Raw genomic sequence first — 15,890 nt, forward strand, 5'->3', positions numbered from 1 at the left:
GAGTGAAGAAAAGGGCTAGAAAATGTGACTGGCCAACAGAAAAACCAGGGCATAACGCAATAATTTGCCAAGCCCGATCAGGATGAGAGAGCGCCAGAAGGAGAGACGCAGCCAACCGGCCAGCAGACAGAGGCCATCACCGACCACTGGCGTCCAGGCCAGCAGCAGACACCAGTGACCATGTTGTTTGAGCCAGCCGAGGGCTTTTTGTTCCCCACGGCCTTGAAAATCTTCCGGTTTTTTCTTGAAGGTGGCGAGCCAGCCGAGCCACCAGGTGGTCATGGAGCCCAGGGTATTGCCCAGCGTCGCCCACAGCAGCAGGCTGGTCATGCTCCACTCGCCCTTGGCCGCCATGGCCCCCAGCAGCACTTCCGAGCTGCCGGGCAGCAGGGTGGCGGAGGTGAAGGCGCTCAAAAACAGCCAGCCCAGCCCCATCTCGGCAATGCCAGTCATCCGGGCTGGCCATCGGCGGCAGGCATGCGCAGCACCAGCTTGCCACGCACATGGCCCTGTTCGATGGCCTGATGGGCCAGCGCCCCCTCGGCCAGGGCAAACTCGCCACCGACCGTGATGTGCACATCCCCCTGGCTCAGCAGGATCAGCATCTGGGCCAGCTGTTTGCTGTCGGGGTGCACCAGCATGCCGAGCACCTCTATGCCGGCATCGACCGCCGCATCCTTGATCTGCTGGGCCGTGATGGTCGGCACAGTCACCAGACGGCCACCGGGCTTGACGCAAGCCAGCGCCGCCTTGCCACTCTCGCCGCCCACCAGGTCCAGCACCAGATCGACCTGACCACCCAGGGCCAGGATCTGCGCGACCCAGTCGGCGTCGTGGTAATCCACAAGATGACCGGCCCCCAGGCCATGGAGAAAACCGTGATTGTCACGACTGGCCGTGGCGACCACCTTGGCGCCGTAAGCGCTGGCAAACTGCACCGCCAGATGGCCAACCCCGCCGGCACCGGCCAGGATCAGCACCCGCTGCCCGGCCTTGAGGGCACCATGTTCAAACAGCCCCTGCCAGGCGGTGAGACCGGCCAGCGGCAGGGCGGCGCCCTGTTTGAGGCTGATGCCATCTAGCTTGACCAGCGCCTCTGCGCTCACCACAGTGCTGTCAGCATAGGCGCCGCCCGCCAGCGGAAAGCCCACCATGCCGCACACTTGATCTCCCTCTGCCAGCGAGGTCACGCCTGGGCCCACCTTCTCAATCACGCCAGCCACATCATAACCCGGCGTCCAGGGCAGCTTGTCCTTGTTCTGGGCCGCCGCCCAGCCAAGGCCGGCCCGGGTCTTGGCATCGATGGGATTGACTCCCGCAAAGCAGATGCGCACCCGGACTTCCCCCTCGGCGGGCACCTTGCCCTGCGAAGGGTTGAGCTTGAGTACCGAGGGGTCGCCGAATGCGGTAATCTGTAGCTGCGTCATTGCACAATCCATCCTGTTGACTGATCAAGGGTCAACAGAATAACAGCGAGGACACCATGGCTCGAATGTTTCTTATTCCTCTGTTGCTGGCCCTGGGGTGGTGGGCGTTTCTGCTCTACTTACGCATCCCGCTCAAACAGGGGGCCAAGGGGTTTTACTGGATCATCGGCATAGGTGGGGGGCTGGCCGCCTTCCTCAGCCTGATGATGGTGCTGACTCACTAGCGCCGCCCGCACGCGGCAACAAAAAGGCCACCTCTAGGTGGCCAGATCATCAACCCGCTTGCGCGCTGAGGTGGTAGTGGCGATTGCTGCCCTGCCCCAGCACCCCCTGGGCCAGCAGATGCTGAAATACCCTGTCCACCTCTTCCAGCGACAGCGACAACGCCTCGGCTACCCCGCGCTTGCTGCACTTGAGCTCGCCGCTCTCCAGCACGGAGCGCACCTGGGCCACCACAGCCGGCTCAGGTTCCGGCTTGCTCGCCACCGGGGGCGCAGTGATCGCCGCCTCCGCCAGCCGCGCCGCTGCCAGCTCCCGCGCCTGCTGCCACAGCCAGATGCGACGAAAGCGGTTCTCCTCGCCGATCAGGCTGACGAAGAAGGCGCCAAACACATCCAGCAGCACCGAGAGGAAACAGACCAGCAGAAACTGCACCTGGCTGATACTCATGCCCACCCCGTCCGCCAGACTGCTCATCAGCCCCAGCATGGAGGATTGCTCGTTGACCGGCTTGGCGTCCCGCTCCTGGCGCAACTCATCCTGCTTCAACCTGAGCTTGGTGTTGGCCTGCTGCAAGCCGCTGACGCCGCTGGAGATACGCGCCATCTCTATGTACTTGCGGGCCGCCTCCTCGTTGAGCTGGATCTGCCGCTCTATGCTGGCGATCTGCTCGTCGAAGCGGGCCAGCTCCCGCTCGTGGCGCGCCTGCTGGCTCAAGATGGTGTTGGTGGCACTGTTGATGCCGCCGATGCTGCCGCCGATGGAGATGGCGGCCAGCACGCTGTAGAACAGCAGCGACCAGAAGGCGCCGCCGAGATCGCGGCGCGCCTTGCACTCGCCGTACTCGTACCAGACGTAGAACTTGCCCAGTTCGAAGATGATGGCCAGACCGCCGAACAGCCACTTCATCAGGGGGTTGTCGTCGATGGAGAGAAACAGCAACAGGGAGAAGACGATGGAGGCCAGAATGGCCAACCCGGTAAAACTGTACACCGTGGTCAGAGCGAACCACCCCTTGGGGTAGCGCAATATGGCGGAAGCCTGTGTATTCATGATGAAGTGGGGATACTGTGCAGGAAAAGTTGGCTGCCGATTATAGTCCCCCCATCGACAGAATGAAGGCTAATCGTTTGAATTCAATCAGATACTGCCCTGGATGGACAGGCTGCGACCAGATTGGGCAAATAGCCGCCACCGGCATGATGACGGCTCGAACCCAAGCTGCCATCCTCGACGCAATGACAAGCGGGCCCGTCGCACCGAAGAAGTGGCGCAGCCCCCCTGGCAAGGTGAGGTGCCAAGCCGCAAAGCCGGCGCAGCCACAATGATGGCTGGTTCCGTTCAGGTTAAGCCTGCACCTTCTAGACTGATAGCAATCACCCTGAATCCGAGGTCATCATGAATAAAACCGCCCTGCTGCTCTCCCTCCTGCTGGTCCACGGCGTGGCCTTTGCCGCGCCGCCCTCCAAGAACAACGATGGCGTCAAGCTATCCACCGATGACATCAAGCTGGACATCAACTGGGATCAGAAAGAGTACGACTGGTGGCAGAACAACTGCCTGGATCTCGGCATAGGCGACAGCCGGATCCAGCTCAACTGCGACAAGGTGGATGGCAAGTATCGCGATCACTACAACCGCAGCATCCACAGCGGCAACAATCCGGGTCAGGGCCACAACAAGCAGAAGGGCAACGGCAACGGGAATGGGAACGGCAAGAAGAACTAGCCGGAACCACTGCAGACATCACACAGGGGCCCATGGCCCCTGTGTTCATTGGACTACCAGTAATTCTCCGCACTGATGTTGCCCGGCGCCCGCCGCAGGTTCTTGGCCAGCCCCAATGCCAGCAAGGTCTGTTGCGTCTCCTTCACCATGGCCGGATTGCCACAGATCAGCACCTGGCTCAGCTCGGGTGAAAATGCGAGCCCGACTCGCTCCTGCAGTCGCCCGTCGGCGATGGCCGCCGGGATCCGCCCTTCCATCGCATCGGGCCAGGCCTCGCGGCTGACGAAGGGCACGTAGCGAAAGCGCTCGCCGTGGCGTTCGGAAAAACCATCGATAAGCGCTCGGTAGCTCAGCTCCTCCCCCTTGCGTACCCCGTGCACCAGTACCAGGTTCTCGAAGCGCTCAAATGCCTCGCCGTCCGCCAGCATGGAGAGGAAGGGCCCTATGGCGGTACCTGTGGAGAGCAACCAGAGATCGCGGCCGGGCGGAAGCTCATCCAGGGTCAGAAAGCCGGTCGCCTGGGATTGCACCAGCAGAGTGTCGCCCGTTTGCAGGGAACCGAGGGAAGGCGTCAGCTCACCGCCCTGGATCTCGACGAAGTAAAACTCGTGGTAAGGCGCAGAGGGGGGATTGACGAAAGAGTAGGCCCGCTGGATGCGGCGCTCACCCTGCTCGAGGGCCAGCTTGGTAAATTGACCTGCCTTGTAGGGGACGAGTTCGGCCTCCACACGCAGGGAAAACAGGGTGGGGGTCCATTCGATGCGCTCGATGACCCTACCTTCGACCCAGGCTGCCATAAGGATCTCCTCCAGAGGAACAGAACCTCACTTTACCCTTTGATCCCAAAATAAAAAACCCGCGCAAGTGCGCGGGTTTTTCTGCAAAAGCGAAACGCTATTACAGGGCAACAACCTGAACTTGTACGGTTGCTTTGACGTCAGCGTGCAGCTGAACAACAACTTCGTACTCGCCGGTGTTACGCAGAACGTTGCCCATGCGGACCTCGCTCTTGGCAACAGCAACGCCGGCAGCAGTGATGGCTTCAGCCACGTCACGGGTACCGATGGAACCGAACAGCTTGCCTTCGTCGCCAGATTTGGAGGCGATGACAACAGCAGCCAGTTCACCCAGCTTGGCAGCGCGCTCTTCAGCGGCAGCTTTACCGGCAGCCAGTTTGGCTTCCAGTTCAGCACGGCGAGCATCGAAAGTCTCGATGTTGGCCTTGGTAGCCATAACGGCTTTGCCTTGCGGGATCAGATAGTTACGGGCGTAGCCAGCTTTAACAGCGACTTGATCACCCAGACCGCCCAGTTTGGCGATTTTGTCGAGCAGGATAACTTGCATTACCTTTCCTCTATAAAAGTTGAGTTAGGCTTAAGTGCCGGGCCGATTCTTACTTGTTGTGCAGATCGGTGTACGGCAGCAGAGCCAGGTAACGAGCACGCTTGATGGCGCGTGCCAGCTGACGCTGATACTTGGCGCGGGTACCGGTGATACGGCTCGGTACGATCTTGCCAGATTCAGTGACGTAGTTTTTCAGAGTAACGATATCTTTGTAGTCGATCTCGGTAACGTTCTCGGCAGTGAAGCGGCAGAACTTACGACGACGGAAATAACGTGCCATGGCCTTTATCCTCTATTCAGTGATCCAGAATTACTCTTCGGAAGACGCTGCTTCAACAGTATCTTCGCGGCGCTCGTCGTCACGACGGACGAAGCGCTCTTCCTTGGCCTTGGCCATCGGAGAAACTTCAGTCACGGCGTGCTTGGTGCGCATGATCATGTTGCGGATAACGGCATCGTTGAAACGGAAGTTGGTTTCCAGTTCATCGATAACGGCTTGCTCTGCTTCCACGTTCATCAGAACGTAGTGAGCTTTGTGCAGCTTGTCGATCGGGTAAGCCAGTTGACGACGGCCCCAATCTTCCATGCGATGGATAGTACCACCCGCGGTGGTGATAGCGCCGGTGTAACGCTCGATCATGCCGGGTACTTGCTCGCTCTGGTCCGGATGAACCATGAAGACGATTTCGTAATGACGCATTTTAGCTCCTTACGGATTAATTCAGCCTCCGCCCAGGTGCAGCCAGACCTCGGAGGCAAGGAACGTATGGTGTGTTTAGACACTGCTTTCTAGGGCGGCGTATTGTACGAAATCACATCCCTCACTGCAACTGGCCGCCACAGATGTTTTTATCTATAGGTATCATACAAAACATCAATTGATAATAATTATCATTTAGATCTATTCTATCTCCATAATCTTATGGAGGGTGATTCCATGCAACCCGCGCTGACCACGGCCATCCCGGCCCGCAAATTCAAACTGACCCTGCTTGGCCCCGCCTTTATCGCCGCCATCGGCTATATAGATCCGGGCAACTTCGCCACCAATATCCAGGCCGGCTCCACCTTCGGTTATCAGCTGCTGTGGGTGGTGGTATGGGCGAATCTGATGGCCATGCTGGTGCAGACCCTCTCAGCCAAGCTCGGCATAGTCACCGGCAAGAACCTGGCGGAACACATCCGCGATCGGCTGCCCAAACCGGCGGTCTGGGCCTACTGGGTACAGGCGGAGATCATCGCCATGGCCACGGATCTCGCGGAGTTCATCGGTGCGGCCGTGGGCTTCAAGCTGCTGCTCGGGGTCACCCTGCTGGAAGGCGCCGGCATCACGGCCGTGGTCACCTGGGGCATTCTGATGCTGCAATCCCGCGGTCAGAAGCCGCTGGAGTTCGTGGTTGGCGGCCTCTTGCTGTTCGTGGCGGCGGCCTATATCGTCGAGCTAGTGTTCTCCCGCCCCCACCTGCCCAGCCTGCTGGAAGGCGCCCTCTTCCCGGGTCTGCCCAACAGCGACGCCGTCTATCTGGCCGCTGGCGTACTCGGTGCAACCGTCATGCCTCACGTCATCTACCTGCACTCGGCGCTGACCCAGCACACCCAGGATCAGGGCACAGTGCCCCAGCGACTGCACACCACCCGGGTGGACGTAGCAATCGCCATGACCATAGCCGGCTTCGTCAACCTGGCCATGATGGCCATGGCGGCGGCCGCCTTCCACAGCGCCGGCAACCAGCCCGTGGCCGAACTCGAAACCGCCTACCAGACGCTCACTCCCTTGCTCGGGCAGGCCGCCGCCACCCTGTTCGGCCTGTCACTGGTGGCCTCCGGTATCTCCTCCACGGTCGTGGGTACACTCGCCGGTCAGGTGGTGATGCAAGGCTTCGTGCGCTTCACCATACCGCTCTGGCTGCGCCGCGCCATCACCATGGCCCCCGCCTTCGTGGTGATCGCCATGGGGCTCAACACCACCGAAATATTGGTGCTGAGCCAGGTGGTGCTGAGCTTCGGTATCGCGTTGGCGCTCATTCCACTGCTGATCCTGACCGGCGATCGGGCGCTGATGGGCGAGTATCGCAACCATCCGGTGACCCAGGCAGTCGGTCGCCTTATCGTCGCGCTGGTGATCGGGCTCAACGCCTACCTGCTGGTCGCCATGATCTAGCGCTCACAACCCGCGATTCAGGCCGGCTCATTAACCTGGGTTAATGAGCCGGTCTGCACTTTGGCGTATGCTGCGGCTCTCTCTTCCTCTTCGATTAGCAGGAGCCATCCATGGAACATACCCGAGCCAGCTTCGTGCTGGGCCACCATCATGAACAGGCCAGCGTGCTCTTCTGCCAGAGCGGCGACACCAGCCTGCTGGTCACCGACCTCACTCCTTTCCACCCCCAGAGCCACCTCTGGCCCGATCAGCCAGGCGATGTGGGCACGGTTTGCTGGGATGACGGCGACGCCAGCGTGGGCCCCTGCCGCATGGGTGCCATCAGCCCGGAAGGCGAACTGTTCGTGGACACAGAGATTCCGGTCAAGCGTGGCGCCGAAGGCTGGGCCTTCGTGGTGGTGCATCCCCTGGCAGGCCGGCACTCTCTGGCGGTGGGCTCACGGGTTGAACTGAAGGTGGATGCCACAGTCCGCCACGCCCTGAGCCTGGGCCACAGCGGCTGCCATCTGGCGGCGCTGGCCCTCAACCGGATGCTGGTTCCCTACTGGCGCAAAGAGGTAAACGAGCGAGACGCGCTGGATCAGCCCGACTTTGACCGCCTCGCCATCCAGACCTCGCGGGTCGCGCCTATGGGATCCCAGGAGCAGTACCGCATCGGCAAGAGCCTGCGCAAGAAGGGGGTCAACAGCGAGGCGCTGCTGGCGGATCTGCCGCAGATAGAAGAGAGGATCAACCAGCAGCTGGCAGACTGGCTGGCGGCCGGTGGCGAGATCCGCCGCAGCCGGGCCGGCGAGGCCATCATAGATTCGCGCTACTGGCACTGCATGCTTGAAGGTAAAGAGGTCACCATCCCCTGCGGCGGCACCCATGTCGGCAGCCTGGCCGAGCTGGGCCAGGTTCGGGTGCAGCTAGCCCCCTGCGAGGAGGGCTTCACCCTGACGACCCGGGTCACTCCCTGAGCCAACCGTCAGGCCGGGGCTATCCCGACCTGACGTCGTCACCCATCAGCCGAGGCGGATCAGCAAGATACCGCAGAGGATCACCAGCGCGGCCCACAGCCGTACCCGCCCCAGCTTCTCCCCCAGCCAGCACCAGGAGAGCAGCATGGCAAACAGCACGCTGCTCTCGCGCAGCGCCGCCACCAGCCCGATGGGCGCCTGGGTCATGGCCCAGATGACGATGCCGTAGGCAAGCAGTGACAGGGCGCCGCCGAGGGCACCGGTACGCCATGCCGCGAGATCGAGCGCGCGCCAGGCGGTGCGGCTCTGCCAGCGCATCAGCAGCGGCATCATCAGCGCAGTCAGGGCAAACAGCCAGAGGGTATAGCGTATCGGTTCACCGGCCGAGCGGGCGCCAGCGCCGTCGGAGAGGGTATAGGCGGCGGTGAACAGCGCCGTGATCAGCACGGCCCGCAGTGCCGCAGGCGCCAGCCTGATACCGCCGCGCCAGGCCATCAACAGCACCCCGCTCACCAGCACCAGGGCACCCGCTACCGCCAGCCCACCGGGCACCTCCCCCAGCAGCAGGGCCCCGAGCAAGAGGGTCACCAGGGGGGCACTGCCACGGGCCAGCGGATAGATCTGGCCGAACTCCCCCAGTCGATAGGCCCGACCGAGAAACAGGCAATAGCCGCAATGCAGCAGGATGGAGAGCGCCAGCCAGGGGTATTCGGCAGCCACAGGCAACCCCACCAGCGGCAAGAAGGGGGCGGCAAACAGCCCGGAGCAGAGGGAGACCAGCAAGACGCTGACGCGCCCCTCGGCCTGGCGCTTGGCCAGCGCATTCCAGAGGGCATGCAGCAGCGCGGCCAGCAGGATGGCCGCAAAGAGGGTGGGTGTCACGATGGGGTTCCTGTCACTGAGAGCGGGACAGGCTAGCCTATTTTCGGTGCCACAACCGGGATCGGCTTCATAAGCTGCTCATATGACACACCGGCAAGCAGCCGGTTTGTCATATGGAGGAGAGAGCGCTAGCGCAGGCGGCGCTGCCAATGGATGGCCAGCAGAATAAAGCCCACCCCGACCCAGAGGTTCCAGGCCGGGATCTCGCCAAACAGCCAGACCCCCAGCAGCACCACGAACATCAGGCCGGAATACTCGGTCGTCGCGATGCGGTTGGCCTCGACCTGCCGGTAGGCATAGATGCAACTGGCATGGTAGAGCAGTTGCATCACGCCGCTGCCACCGATCAGCGCCAGCAAACGCCAGTCCACCGGCTGCCATTGATTCACCGCCAAGCCCGCCGTCAGCGGCAACGCCAGCAGATTGGCCCAGAACAGGGTCGCCACCACAGAGATACCCGCTGGCAGCTTGCGGCCGGTCACATTGAACAGCGCCAGGGTGAAGGCGGTCACCAGGGCACCCAGCCCCGCCAGATGAAAATCCCCCGGCTTGAGCACGAACACGACCCCGAGCAGCCCCATGCCCCCCAACAGCCAGACCCGGGAATTGATCTTCTCCTTGAGCAGCCAGGCCGCCAGCGGCAGGGTCAGCAGCGGAGAGACGTAGAAGATGGCGTTGGCCGTGGCCAGCGGCAGCTGGGTCAGGGCCAGCATCATGCCGCCCCCGCCGAGCAGGCAGAGGTGACCGCGCAGCAGATGCCATTTCCAGGCACCCAGTCCCCAGGCTGCTCTCGGCACCCGCAGCATGAAGGGCAGCAACACCAGCAGGGTCAGTAGCTGGCGCAGGAACATGTATTGGAAGGGGCTGAAACCGGGGCCGATCAGCTTGACCAGCACATCGGAGAAGGCCTGGGCCAGATTGCCCAGCACCAGGGTGATGATGGCGAAGGTTTGCAGGTCCAGAGCGAACCGCTTGCGCAACAGCTCCATCAGCGACAGCCACTCGTGTGGCGAACGCAGATAAAATGGCTCAACGGCTCAATCGCTGAATCTTGTTCTGTATTAATGGGGTAAAAAACCATTTTTAAACCTATCCATCAACGGTTGCCGATTAATCACTCAGAGGGTACCCAGTAACATGGCGGCGAGCACCCGTTTTCTTTACTACCTCAAGACATAATAATTTCATTGTTATGCCTAAAAGATATTAAGAGGAGGTCATGCCGATGTGGGGAATGTCATCTTCCAGATAGGGCTCGCCCACGGCGGTGAAGCCATGACGACCATAGAAACCCTGCAGGTGCGCCTGAGCGCCCAGATAGATGCTGACCCCGGGCCACAGTTGTTCGCATTCCAGCAGCGCCTGCTGCATCAACTGATGACCCAGACCGTCGCCTCTGGCCTCGGGCGCTGTCACCACCCGACCGATCACCACCTGATTCGCCTTGGCGACGCCGGGCGCCATCAGTCTGGCGTAGGCCACCAGCACGCCATCCTGCCAGCCGAGCAGGTGCTGCACGTCGGGACGCTTGTCGACCCCGTCCAGATCGAGGAAGACGCAGGTCTGCTCCACCACGAAGACGCGGGATCTCAGGGTGAGCAGTTCATACAGTTCGTTGACGTCGAGTTGTTCAAAAGACTTGAGGGACCAGTTCATGGGGATTCCTTGCTCATGATGAGAAGGGCAGCATAGCCAGCCAGCAAGGGGCTGGCATTAACCTTTGTTAAGATCCTTCAGCCGTTTGCGAATGCGGCTCAGGCTGATGGGGGTGATGCCCAGATAGGCGGCGATCTGGTGATCCGGCACCCTGGCGTCCAGCTCGGGAAAACATTGCAGGAAGTGCTGATAACGGGCCTGGGGGCTCTCGGTCAGCAAGAGCAATTCCTTCTCCTCCTTGATGCGCAGTTGCACCGCCAGCAGGTGGTGATACCAGGCGGACCAGCAAGGGAGCTGACGCAAGTCGCCGAGGTTGAAGAGTTGCAGCCGGCAGGGCTCCAGCGCCTCCACGCTGTAGCGGGCAGGTTCACCACTGAGCAGATGGTGGAAGTCGATAAACTCGTCCCCCTCCCAGTAGAACTCCTTGATGTACTCGCGGCCATCTGCCAGCACCACCTTGGCCCGCAGCAACCCCTTCTCCACCCTGACCAGCAGATCGGGCCTGTCGCCCGCATGCCAGAGACAGGTGCGGGGGCTCAAGGTCAACGAGCGGGCAAAAGAGAGGAGGCGCGTGGCCTCCTTCTCATTCATGACCCGATCCCGGCTGAACGGGGGTCTGTCCATCCCGTTCGCCTCAGGCGAGACGCTGACGCACGGCTTCGAACAGGCAGACGCCCGTTGCCACCGAGACGTTGAGGCTGGAGACGGCCCCGGCCATGGGGATGCTCACCAGTTCGTCGCAATGCTCGCGAGTCAGGCGGCGCATGCCCTTGCCTTCGGCGCCCATGACCAGCGCCATGGGACCGGTCAGCTTGGCCTGATAGAGGTCGTGATCCGCCTCACCGGCGGTGCCGACCAGCCAGACGCCGCGCTCCTGCAACTCGCGCAGGCTGCGGGCCAGGTTGGTGACCTGGATGAGCGGCACCACTTCGGCGGCGCCACAGGCGACCTTGCGCACCACAGAGGTCAGGCCGCTGGCCTTGTCCCGCGGCACTATCACCGCATGGACCCCGGCCGCATCGGCGCTGCGCAGGCAGGCACCCAGGTTGTGCGGATCTGTTACCCCGTCCAGCACCAGCAGGAAGGGGGCGGTCTCTTGCACCGCCAGGCTGTCCAGCAGGCTGGCCAGATCGTGCTCGGCCAGCTTGGGCGCCTCTATCACCTTGGCCATGATGCCCTGGTGATTGTTGCCCTCGGCTTTGTCATCGAGCGTCTTGCGGTTCACGCTCTGCACCTTGAGACCGAGGGATTCAAGCTCGGTCAGCAGGGGTTGCAGCCGGTCGTCATCCCGGCCCTTGAGGGCCCACACTTCGATGAAACGCTCCGGGGTGCGCTCAAGCAGCGCGGATACAGCGTGAATGCCGTAGATCAGTTCAGTACTCATTTCGTGCTCTTGACCTTATCACGAGCCTTTTTGCTCGGTCGTCTGTTGCTGGGCTTGGCGCGGCCACCCTTGTCGGATTTGCCGATCTCCTTGCCCTCTTTGCGTTTTTCGTGGCGCTGGGCGCTCTTGGCCTTCTCTTTCTTGATCTCGGCCTGCTTGCGCGCCATCTCTTTGGCGTTCTTGCCGGTGGCCTGGAGCGGCTCTTCCACCATCACGAAGTCGATCTTGCGATCGTCCAGGTTCACGCCCATCACCTTGACGCGTACCTTGTCGCCCAGACGGTAGCGACGGCGGAAGTTCTCGCCGATCAGCTGCATGTGCAGGGGATCAAACTGGTAGTAGTCGTTGGTGAGGGTGCTGACGTGCACCAGACCGTCGATGTGGATCTCCGCCAGACGGACGAAGAAACCAAAGCCGGTGACGCTGGCGATGACGCCGTCGAACTCGTCACCCACGTGATCCAGCATGTACTCGCACTTGAGCCAGTCGGCCACGTCGCGGGTCGCATCGTCGGCACGGCGCTCTGTCATGGAGCAGTGCTCGCCCATGGGATCCACTTCTTCCAGCTGGTAGTGGTAACCACCGCTCGGAGTCCATTTGTGGCGCAGATTGCCCTGCTGCTCCTTGGCCGTCTGGTACTTGATGGCGCGGTGCAGTATCAGGTCGGGGTAACGACGGATCGGCGAGGTGAAGTGCGCATAGGACTTCAGGGCCAGACCGAAGTGACCTATGTTGTCGGCCTGATAGACGGCCTGACGCATGGAGCGCAGCAGCATGGTGGAGAGCAGCTCCGCATCCGGACGCCCTTCAAACTTGGCGGCCAGCTCGGCAAAGTCTTTCGGCTCGGGCTCGAGGCCGCCCTTGAGCTCCAGACCCAGTTCGGCCAAGAAGTCACGGAAACCGGTCAGGCGCTCTTCGCCCGGACGGTCGTGCACCCGGAACAGGGCAAAGGCTTCGTTCTTCTCGATGTAACGGGCCGCGGCCACGTTCGCCTGGATCATGCACTCTTCGATGATCTTGTGGGCATCGTTGCGCACCAGCGGCACTATCTGGTCGATCTTGCGCTGGGCGTTGAAGATGAAGCGGGTCTCTTCGCTCTCGAATTCCACGGCGCCACGCTGGTGACGGGCGTGCTTGAGCGCCTTGTAGAGGTTGTTGAGCTCCTCGATGTGACCCACCAGCGGCTCGTACTGCTGACGCAGCTTGGGCTCGCCATCCAGGATCGCCGCCACCTTGCTGTAGGTCATGCGCGCGTGGGAGTTCATCACGGCTTCGTAGAACTTGTAACCGGACATGCGGCCGGCGGCTGAGATGGTCATCTCGCACACCATGCACAGACGGTCAACCTGCGGGTTCAGGGAGCAGAGGCCGTTGGAGAGTACCTCCGGCAGCATGGGCACCACGAACTCGGGGAAATAGACGGAGTTGCCACGCTGATACGCTTCGGCATCCAGCGCAGTGCCGGGCTTCACATAGGAGGAGACATCCGCGATGGCCACCCACAAGCGCCAGCCGCCACCACGCTTGGCTTCACAGAAGACGGCGTCATCGAAGTCACGGGCGTCTTCCCCGTCTATGGTGACCAACGGCAGGGCACGCAGGTCGATACGACCCTCTTTGGCCTTCTCCGGTACCTGTTCACCCAGACCGGCAACCTCCTTGGTCACCTCTTCCGGCCAGGTATGCGGGATGCCGTGGGTACGCAGGGCGATCTCGATCTCCATGCCCGGCGCCATGTTCTCGCCCAGCACGTCCAGCACGGTACCGACCGCATTGATGCGGGAGGTGGCGCGCTGGTTGATGCGCACCACTACCACCTGGCTCTGGCGGGCACCCTTGTTTTCCCCTTCGGGGATGATGATGTCCTGGCCGATGCGGCTGTCATCCGGCACCACGAAACCGACGCCATTCTCGACGAAGTAACGGCCGACGATATCCGCCTCGCGGGACTTGAGCAGACGCACCAGACGCGCTTCCTGACGACCCTTGCGGTCAATCTCGGTCGGCTGCACCAGCACGTAGTCGCCATGCATCAGGCGCTGCATCTCGCGGTTGTTCAAATAGAGATCCGGTCCACCACCTTCCGGGCGCAGAAAACCGAAACCATCTTTGTGGCCGAGTACATACCCTTTCACCAGATTCAGACGATCCGGCAGGGCATAACATTGGTTGCGAGTGAACACGAGTTGCCCGTCACGCTCCATGGCGCGCAGACGACGGCGCAAGGCTTCCAACGGCTCTTCGTCGGTCAGTTTGAGAGCCTTGGCCAGCTCTTCCCGGGACATGGGTTTTTCATGGCCCTTGATGAGCTCCAGCAGCATCTCGCGACTGGCGATGGGGTTTTCGTATTTTTCGGCCTCGCGTTGGAGGAAAGGATCTTTTTGAGACATAAGCAGGCCTTAGGGTAGGTAATAACGCAGACATTATATCGAAGGGGGGAGCTAATGGCATCCATCGGCTGCCTTTTGGCCAATCTCTCTGTCATACTATGCAAAGTTTGCAGGCATGATGAGACACGGAACTCATGAGCAAGGACTCGTTCGCCCAATCCGCCGCCTATCTGAAGCAGGCGGTTCCCCTGATGATCAAGTATCAAATTCCCACGACGCCGGATAATTACACCCTTTGGTATAACTATGTGGCCGCCAGCATGCCCGAGCTCAATCAGGCCATCGATCAGGCCATCAAGCTGCAGGGCACCTGCTCTCTCACCACCTGCGAACGGCTCTACCACCAGCATCTCGCCGCCGAGGACGAGCAGCAGATGGAGGCGATGAAGCTCACTCTGGCTGCCATGGCCAACGAGCTCGGCCATAGCATGCAGGATGCCATCTCCGACACCGGCATGTTCCAGGAGATGCTCGACAAGAGCTTCGATCGGCTGAGCCTCATCGACGATGAGGGGCTGAGCCTGGAGGATACCATGGGTATCCTGCGGGATCTGGTACGCGAGTCGCGGGATGTTCGCATGTCGACCATGCATTTTCGCAATCAGCTCAGCAGCGCCGAGAAGGAGATCAAGGAGCTGCGCGAGGCGCTGAATGAAACTCGCAAGCTGGCCAACGAAGATGCCCTCACCTCCCTGCTCAACCGACGCGCCTTCGATCTGGAGATAGACGGCCTGATCCGCAGCAAGCGCCCCTTCTCTCTCATTTTGTCGGACATAGACCGCTTCAAGAACTTCAACGACGAATATGGCCATCTGCTGGGGGATCAGGTATTGCGCGCCTTCAGCAAGCGGCTGCGGGAAACCTGCAAGGAGGGCATCACCGCCTACCGGCTCGGTGGCGAGGAGTTTGCCCTGCTGGTGCCTATGCGCAGCCTGGCCTTGAGCCGCCAGATGGCCGAGAGTCTGCGTCGGGCCATCGAGAAGATGTCCATTCTGGATCGCAAGTCCGGCCGCCGCATCGACCACATCACGGCCTCGTTCGGGGTGGGCGAGTACAATGGCCAGGAGACGGGTGACGCCCTGGTCGAACGTACCGACAAGCTGCTCTACAAGGCCAAGGATCTGGGCCGCAACCGCGTTATGCCGCTGCCCTCCTGATCCTTCAAAACAACAAAAAGGCCGGTCAATGACCGGCCTTTTTCATCGTTGCAACGTCAGACTTAGAGGCTTTTCAGCTTCTCTTCCGGCAGGGCCAGCTCGTCGTTATGGTTGACACCAATGCCGCGCTCCAGCACGTGACGGGCGATGGCGTGGGCCTCTTCCAGCGAGTGCATGCTGAAAGTGCCACACTGGTATTCGTTCAACTCGGGGATCTTGGCCTGATCCTGCACGGTCAGCACGTCGCTCATGGCCGCTTGCCAGGCGGCGCCGACACGGGCCTCGTCCGGTGCGCCGATCAGGCTCATGTAGAAGCCGGTACGGCAACCCATGGGGGAGATGTCGATGATCTCCACTCCGTTGCCGTTCAGGTGATCACGCATGAAACCGGCAAACAGGTGCTCGAGGGTGTGGATGCCGCGCTCGGAGAGGATCTCCTGGTTCGGCACGCAGAAACGCAGATCGAACACGGTAATGGTGTCCTTGTTCGGGGTCTGCATTGTCTTGGCCACGCGTACCGCAGGGGCTTCCATGCGGGTGTGGTCAACGGTAAAACTGTCCAATAACGGCATTTCTGACTCCT

The 15,890-nt window shown here is 61.3% G+C and carries 19 protein-coding genes; 5 read left to right on the plus strand and 14 right to left on the minus strand.

Translation table 11 applies throughout. From position 1 onward, the window contains the following. Positions 1-15: 15 nt before the first annotated feature. A complete protein-coding gene (locus CK910_RS01430) occupies positions 16-453 on the minus strand; it encodes a YqaA family protein (RefSeq protein WP_043135490.1) in 438 nt (145 codons plus the stop codon). After that, positions 450-1,439: an NADP-dependent oxidoreductase gene (locus CK910_RS01435; RefSeq protein ID WP_098980761.1), complete on the minus strand. Its 990-nt coding sequence runs from the start codon at positions 1,437-1,439 to the stop codon at positions 450-452. The genes CK910_RS01430 and CK910_RS01435 overlap by 4 nt, the downstream gene beginning before the upstream one ends. A gap of 44 nt (positions 1,440-1,483) precedes the next feature. Between CK910_RS01435 and CK910_RS01440 the strand changes: the two genes are divergently transcribed. After that, positions 1,484-1,651 carry a hypothetical protein gene (locus tag CK910_RS01440; protein WP_172955186.1) on the plus strand — a complete coding sequence of 56 codons (168 nt, stop codon included), beginning with the start codon at positions 1,484-1,486 and terminating at the stop codon, positions 1,649-1,651. 49 nt (positions 1,652-1,700) lie between these two features. On the opposite strand, the gene CK910_RS01445 is transcribed toward CK910_RS01440, so the two are convergent. Next, positions 1,701-2,699, minus strand: coding sequence for a Preprotein translocase subunit SecY (locus CK910_RS01445; RefSeq protein WP_172955200.1), 999 nt, complete (start codon positions 2,697-2,699; stop codon positions 1,701-1,703). A gap of 345 nt (positions 2,700-3,044) precedes the next feature. Between CK910_RS01445 and CK910_RS01450 the strand changes: the two genes are divergently transcribed. After that, positions 3,045-3,374 carry a hypothetical protein gene (locus tag CK910_RS01450; protein WP_098980763.1) on the plus strand — a complete coding sequence of 110 codons (330 nt, stop codon included), beginning with the start codon at positions 3,045-3,047 and terminating at the stop codon, positions 3,372-3,374. Between the two features lie 53 nt (positions 3,375-3,427). Here the strand turns inward: CK910_RS01450 and CK910_RS01455 are convergent, their stop codons facing one another. The 4 genes from CK910_RS01455 to rpsF form a co-directional block, all read right to left on the minus strand. Then, positions 3,428-4,171 (minus strand): ferredoxin--NADP reductase, encoded by a 744-nt coding sequence (locus CK910_RS01455; RefSeq protein WP_098980764.1) that lies wholly within the window; start codon positions 4,169-4,171, stop codon positions 3,428-3,430. Between the two features lie 100 nt (positions 4,172-4,271). Next, complete coding sequence (rplI, locus tag CK910_RS01460) at positions 4,272-4,718, minus strand: 50S ribosomal protein L9 (RefSeq protein WP_043135484.1); 447 nt, start codon at positions 4,716-4,718, stop codon at positions 4,272-4,274. A gap of 49 nt (positions 4,719-4,767) precedes the next feature. Next, a complete protein-coding gene (gene rpsR / locus CK910_RS01465) occupies positions 4,768-4,998 on the minus strand; it encodes a 30S ribosomal protein S18 (protein WP_005313392.1) in 231 nt (76 codons plus the stop codon). 30 nt (positions 4,999-5,028) lie between these two features. Then, positions 5,029-5,418, minus strand: a complete 390-nt coding sequence (gene rpsF / locus CK910_RS01470; protein WP_005313395.1) for a 30S ribosomal protein S6 — start codon at positions 5,416-5,418, stop codon at positions 5,029-5,031. Between the two features lie 237 nt (positions 5,419-5,655). Between rpsF and CK910_RS01475 the strand changes: the two genes are divergently transcribed. Next, positions 5,656-6,879: an Nramp family divalent metal transporter gene (locus CK910_RS01475; RefSeq protein WP_172955201.1), complete on the plus strand. Its 1,224-nt coding sequence runs from the start codon at positions 5,656-5,658 to the stop codon at positions 6,877-6,879. Positions 6,880-6,989: 110 nt separating this feature from the next. Next, entirely contained in the window at positions 6,990-7,838 is an 849-nt protein-coding gene (locus tag CK910_RS01480) for a hypothetical protein (RefSeq protein ID WP_098980766.1), read from the plus strand. Positions 7,839-7,883: 45 nt separating this feature from the next. Here CK910_RS01480 and CK910_RS01485 read toward each other — a convergent pair whose 3' ends face one another. From CK910_RS01485 to rnr, 6 genes are all read right to left on the minus strand, one after another. Then, positions 7,884-8,720, minus strand: a complete 837-nt coding sequence (locus CK910_RS01485; protein WP_098980767.1) for a DMT family transporter — start codon at positions 8,718-8,720, stop codon at positions 7,884-7,886. A 128-nt stretch (positions 8,721-8,848) separates the two neighbouring features. Beyond that, complete coding sequence (locus CK910_RS01490) at positions 8,849-9,709, minus strand: DMT family transporter (RefSeq protein WP_172955202.1); 861 nt, start codon at positions 9,707-9,709, stop codon at positions 8,849-8,851. 217 nt (positions 9,710-9,926) lie between these two features. Beyond that, complete coding sequence (locus CK910_RS01495; RefSeq protein WP_098980768.1) at positions 9,927-10,376, minus strand: GNAT family N-acetyltransferase; 450 nt, start codon at positions 10,374-10,376, stop codon at positions 9,927-9,929. Positions 10,377-10,433: 57 nt separating this feature from the next. Next, the gene (locus CK910_RS01500; protein ID WP_098980769.1) at positions 10,434-11,000 is read right to left on the minus strand and encodes a Crp/Fnr family transcriptional regulator; all 567 of its coding nucleotides are present in this window, start codon (positions 10,998-11,000) and stop codon (positions 10,434-10,436) included. Positions 11,001-11,010: 10 nt separating this feature from the next. Continuing rightward, complete coding sequence (rlmB, locus tag CK910_RS01505) at positions 11,011-11,760, minus strand: 23S rRNA (guanosine(2251)-2'-O)-methyltransferase RlmB (RefSeq protein WP_098980770.1); 750 nt, start codon at positions 11,758-11,760, stop codon at positions 11,011-11,013. Then, the gene (gene rnr, locus CK910_RS01510; protein ID WP_098980771.1) at positions 11,757-14,150 is read right to left on the minus strand and encodes a ribonuclease R; all 2,394 of its coding nucleotides are present in this window, start codon (positions 14,148-14,150) and stop codon (positions 11,757-11,759) included. Before rnr ends, rlmB begins: the two co-directional genes overlap by 4 nt. 134 nt (positions 14,151-14,284) lie before the next feature. Between rnr and CK910_RS01515 the strand changes: the two genes are divergently transcribed. Beyond that, positions 14,285-15,307 carry a GGDEF domain-containing protein gene (locus CK910_RS01515; protein ID WP_172955203.1) on the plus strand — a complete coding sequence of 341 codons (1,023 nt, stop codon included), beginning with the start codon at positions 14,285-14,287 and terminating at the stop codon, positions 15,305-15,307. 62 nt (positions 15,308-15,369) lie between these two features. Here CK910_RS01515 and luxS read toward each other — a convergent pair whose 3' ends face one another. Beyond that, positions 15,370-15,879, minus strand: coding sequence for an S-ribosylhomocysteine lyase (luxS, locus tag CK910_RS01520; protein WP_042869168.1), 510 nt, complete (start codon positions 15,877-15,879; stop codon positions 15,370-15,372). Positions 15,880-15,890 lie beyond the last annotated feature (11 nt).

Origin of the sequence: Aeromonas sp. CA23 (assembly GCF_002587065.1) — a bacterium.
Taxonomy (GTDB): domain Bacteria; phylum Pseudomonadota; class Gammaproteobacteria; order Enterobacterales; family Aeromonadaceae; genus Aeromonas; species Aeromonas bestiarum.

Coding starts and splice junctions, on each gene's coding strand:
- rpsF (WP_005313395.1), bottom strand. CDS start 5,418: ATGCGTCATTACGAAATCGTCTTCATGGTTCATCCGGACCAGAGCGAG.
- CK910_RS01450 (WP_098980763.1), top strand. CDS start 3,045: ATGAATAAAACCGCCCTGCTGCTCTCCCTCCTGCTGGTCCACGGCGTG.
- rplI (WP_043135484.1), bottom strand. CDS start 4,718: ATGCAAGTTATCCTGCTCGACAAAATCGCCAAACTGGGCGGTCTGGGT.
- CK910_RS01475 (WP_172955201.1), top strand. CDS start 5,656: ATGCAACCCGCGCTGACCACGGCCATCCCGGCCCGCAAATTCAAACTG.
- rnr (WP_098980771.1), bottom strand. CDS start 14,150: ATGTCTCAAAAAGATCCTTTCCTCCAACGCGAGGCCGAAAAATACGAA.
- rpsR (WP_005313392.1), bottom strand. CDS start 4,998: ATGGCACGTTATTTCCGTCGTCGTAAGTTCTGCCGCTTCACTGCCGAG.
- CK910_RS01495 (WP_098980768.1), bottom strand. CDS start 10,376: ATGAACTGGTCCCTCAAGTCTTTTGAACAACTCGACGTCAACGAACTG.
- CK910_RS01480 (WP_098980766.1), top strand. CDS start 6,990: ATGGAACATACCCGAGCCAGCTTCGTGCTGGGCCACCATCATGAACAG.
- CK910_RS01440 (WP_172955186.1), top strand. CDS start 1,484: ATGGCTCGAATGTTTCTTATTCCTCTGTTGCTGGCCCTGGGGTGGTGG.
- luxS (WP_042869168.1), bottom strand. CDS start 15,879: ATGCCGTTATTGGACAGTTTTACCGTTGACCACACCCGCATGGAAGCC.
- CK910_RS01435 (WP_098980761.1), bottom strand. CDS start 1,439: ATGGATTGTGCAATGACGCAGCTACAGATTACCGCATTCGGCGACCCC.
- CK910_RS01445 (WP_172955200.1), bottom strand. CDS start 2,699: ATGAATACACAGGCTTCCGCCATATTGCGCTACCCCAAGGGGTGGTTC.
- CK910_RS01500 (WP_098980769.1), bottom strand. CDS start 11,000: ATGGACAGACCCCCGTTCAGCCGGGATCGGGTCATGAATGAGAAGGAG.
- CK910_RS01490 (WP_172955202.1), bottom strand. CDS start 9,709: ATGGAGCTGTTGCGCAAGCGGTTCGCTCTGGACCTGCAAACCTTCGCC.
- rlmB (WP_098980770.1), bottom strand. CDS start 11,760: ATGAGTACTGAACTGATCTACGGCATTCACGCTGTATCCGCGCTGCTT.
- CK910_RS01455 (WP_098980764.1), bottom strand. CDS start 4,171: ATGGCAGCCTGGGTCGAAGGTAGGGTCATCGAGCGCATCGAATGGACC.
- CK910_RS01430 (WP_043135490.1), bottom strand. CDS start 453: ATGACTGGCATTGCCGAGATGGGGCTGGGCTGGCTGTTTTTGAGCGCC.
- CK910_RS01515 (WP_172955203.1), top strand. CDS start 14,285: ATGAGCAAGGACTCGTTCGCCCAATCCGCCGCCTATCTGAAGCAGGCG.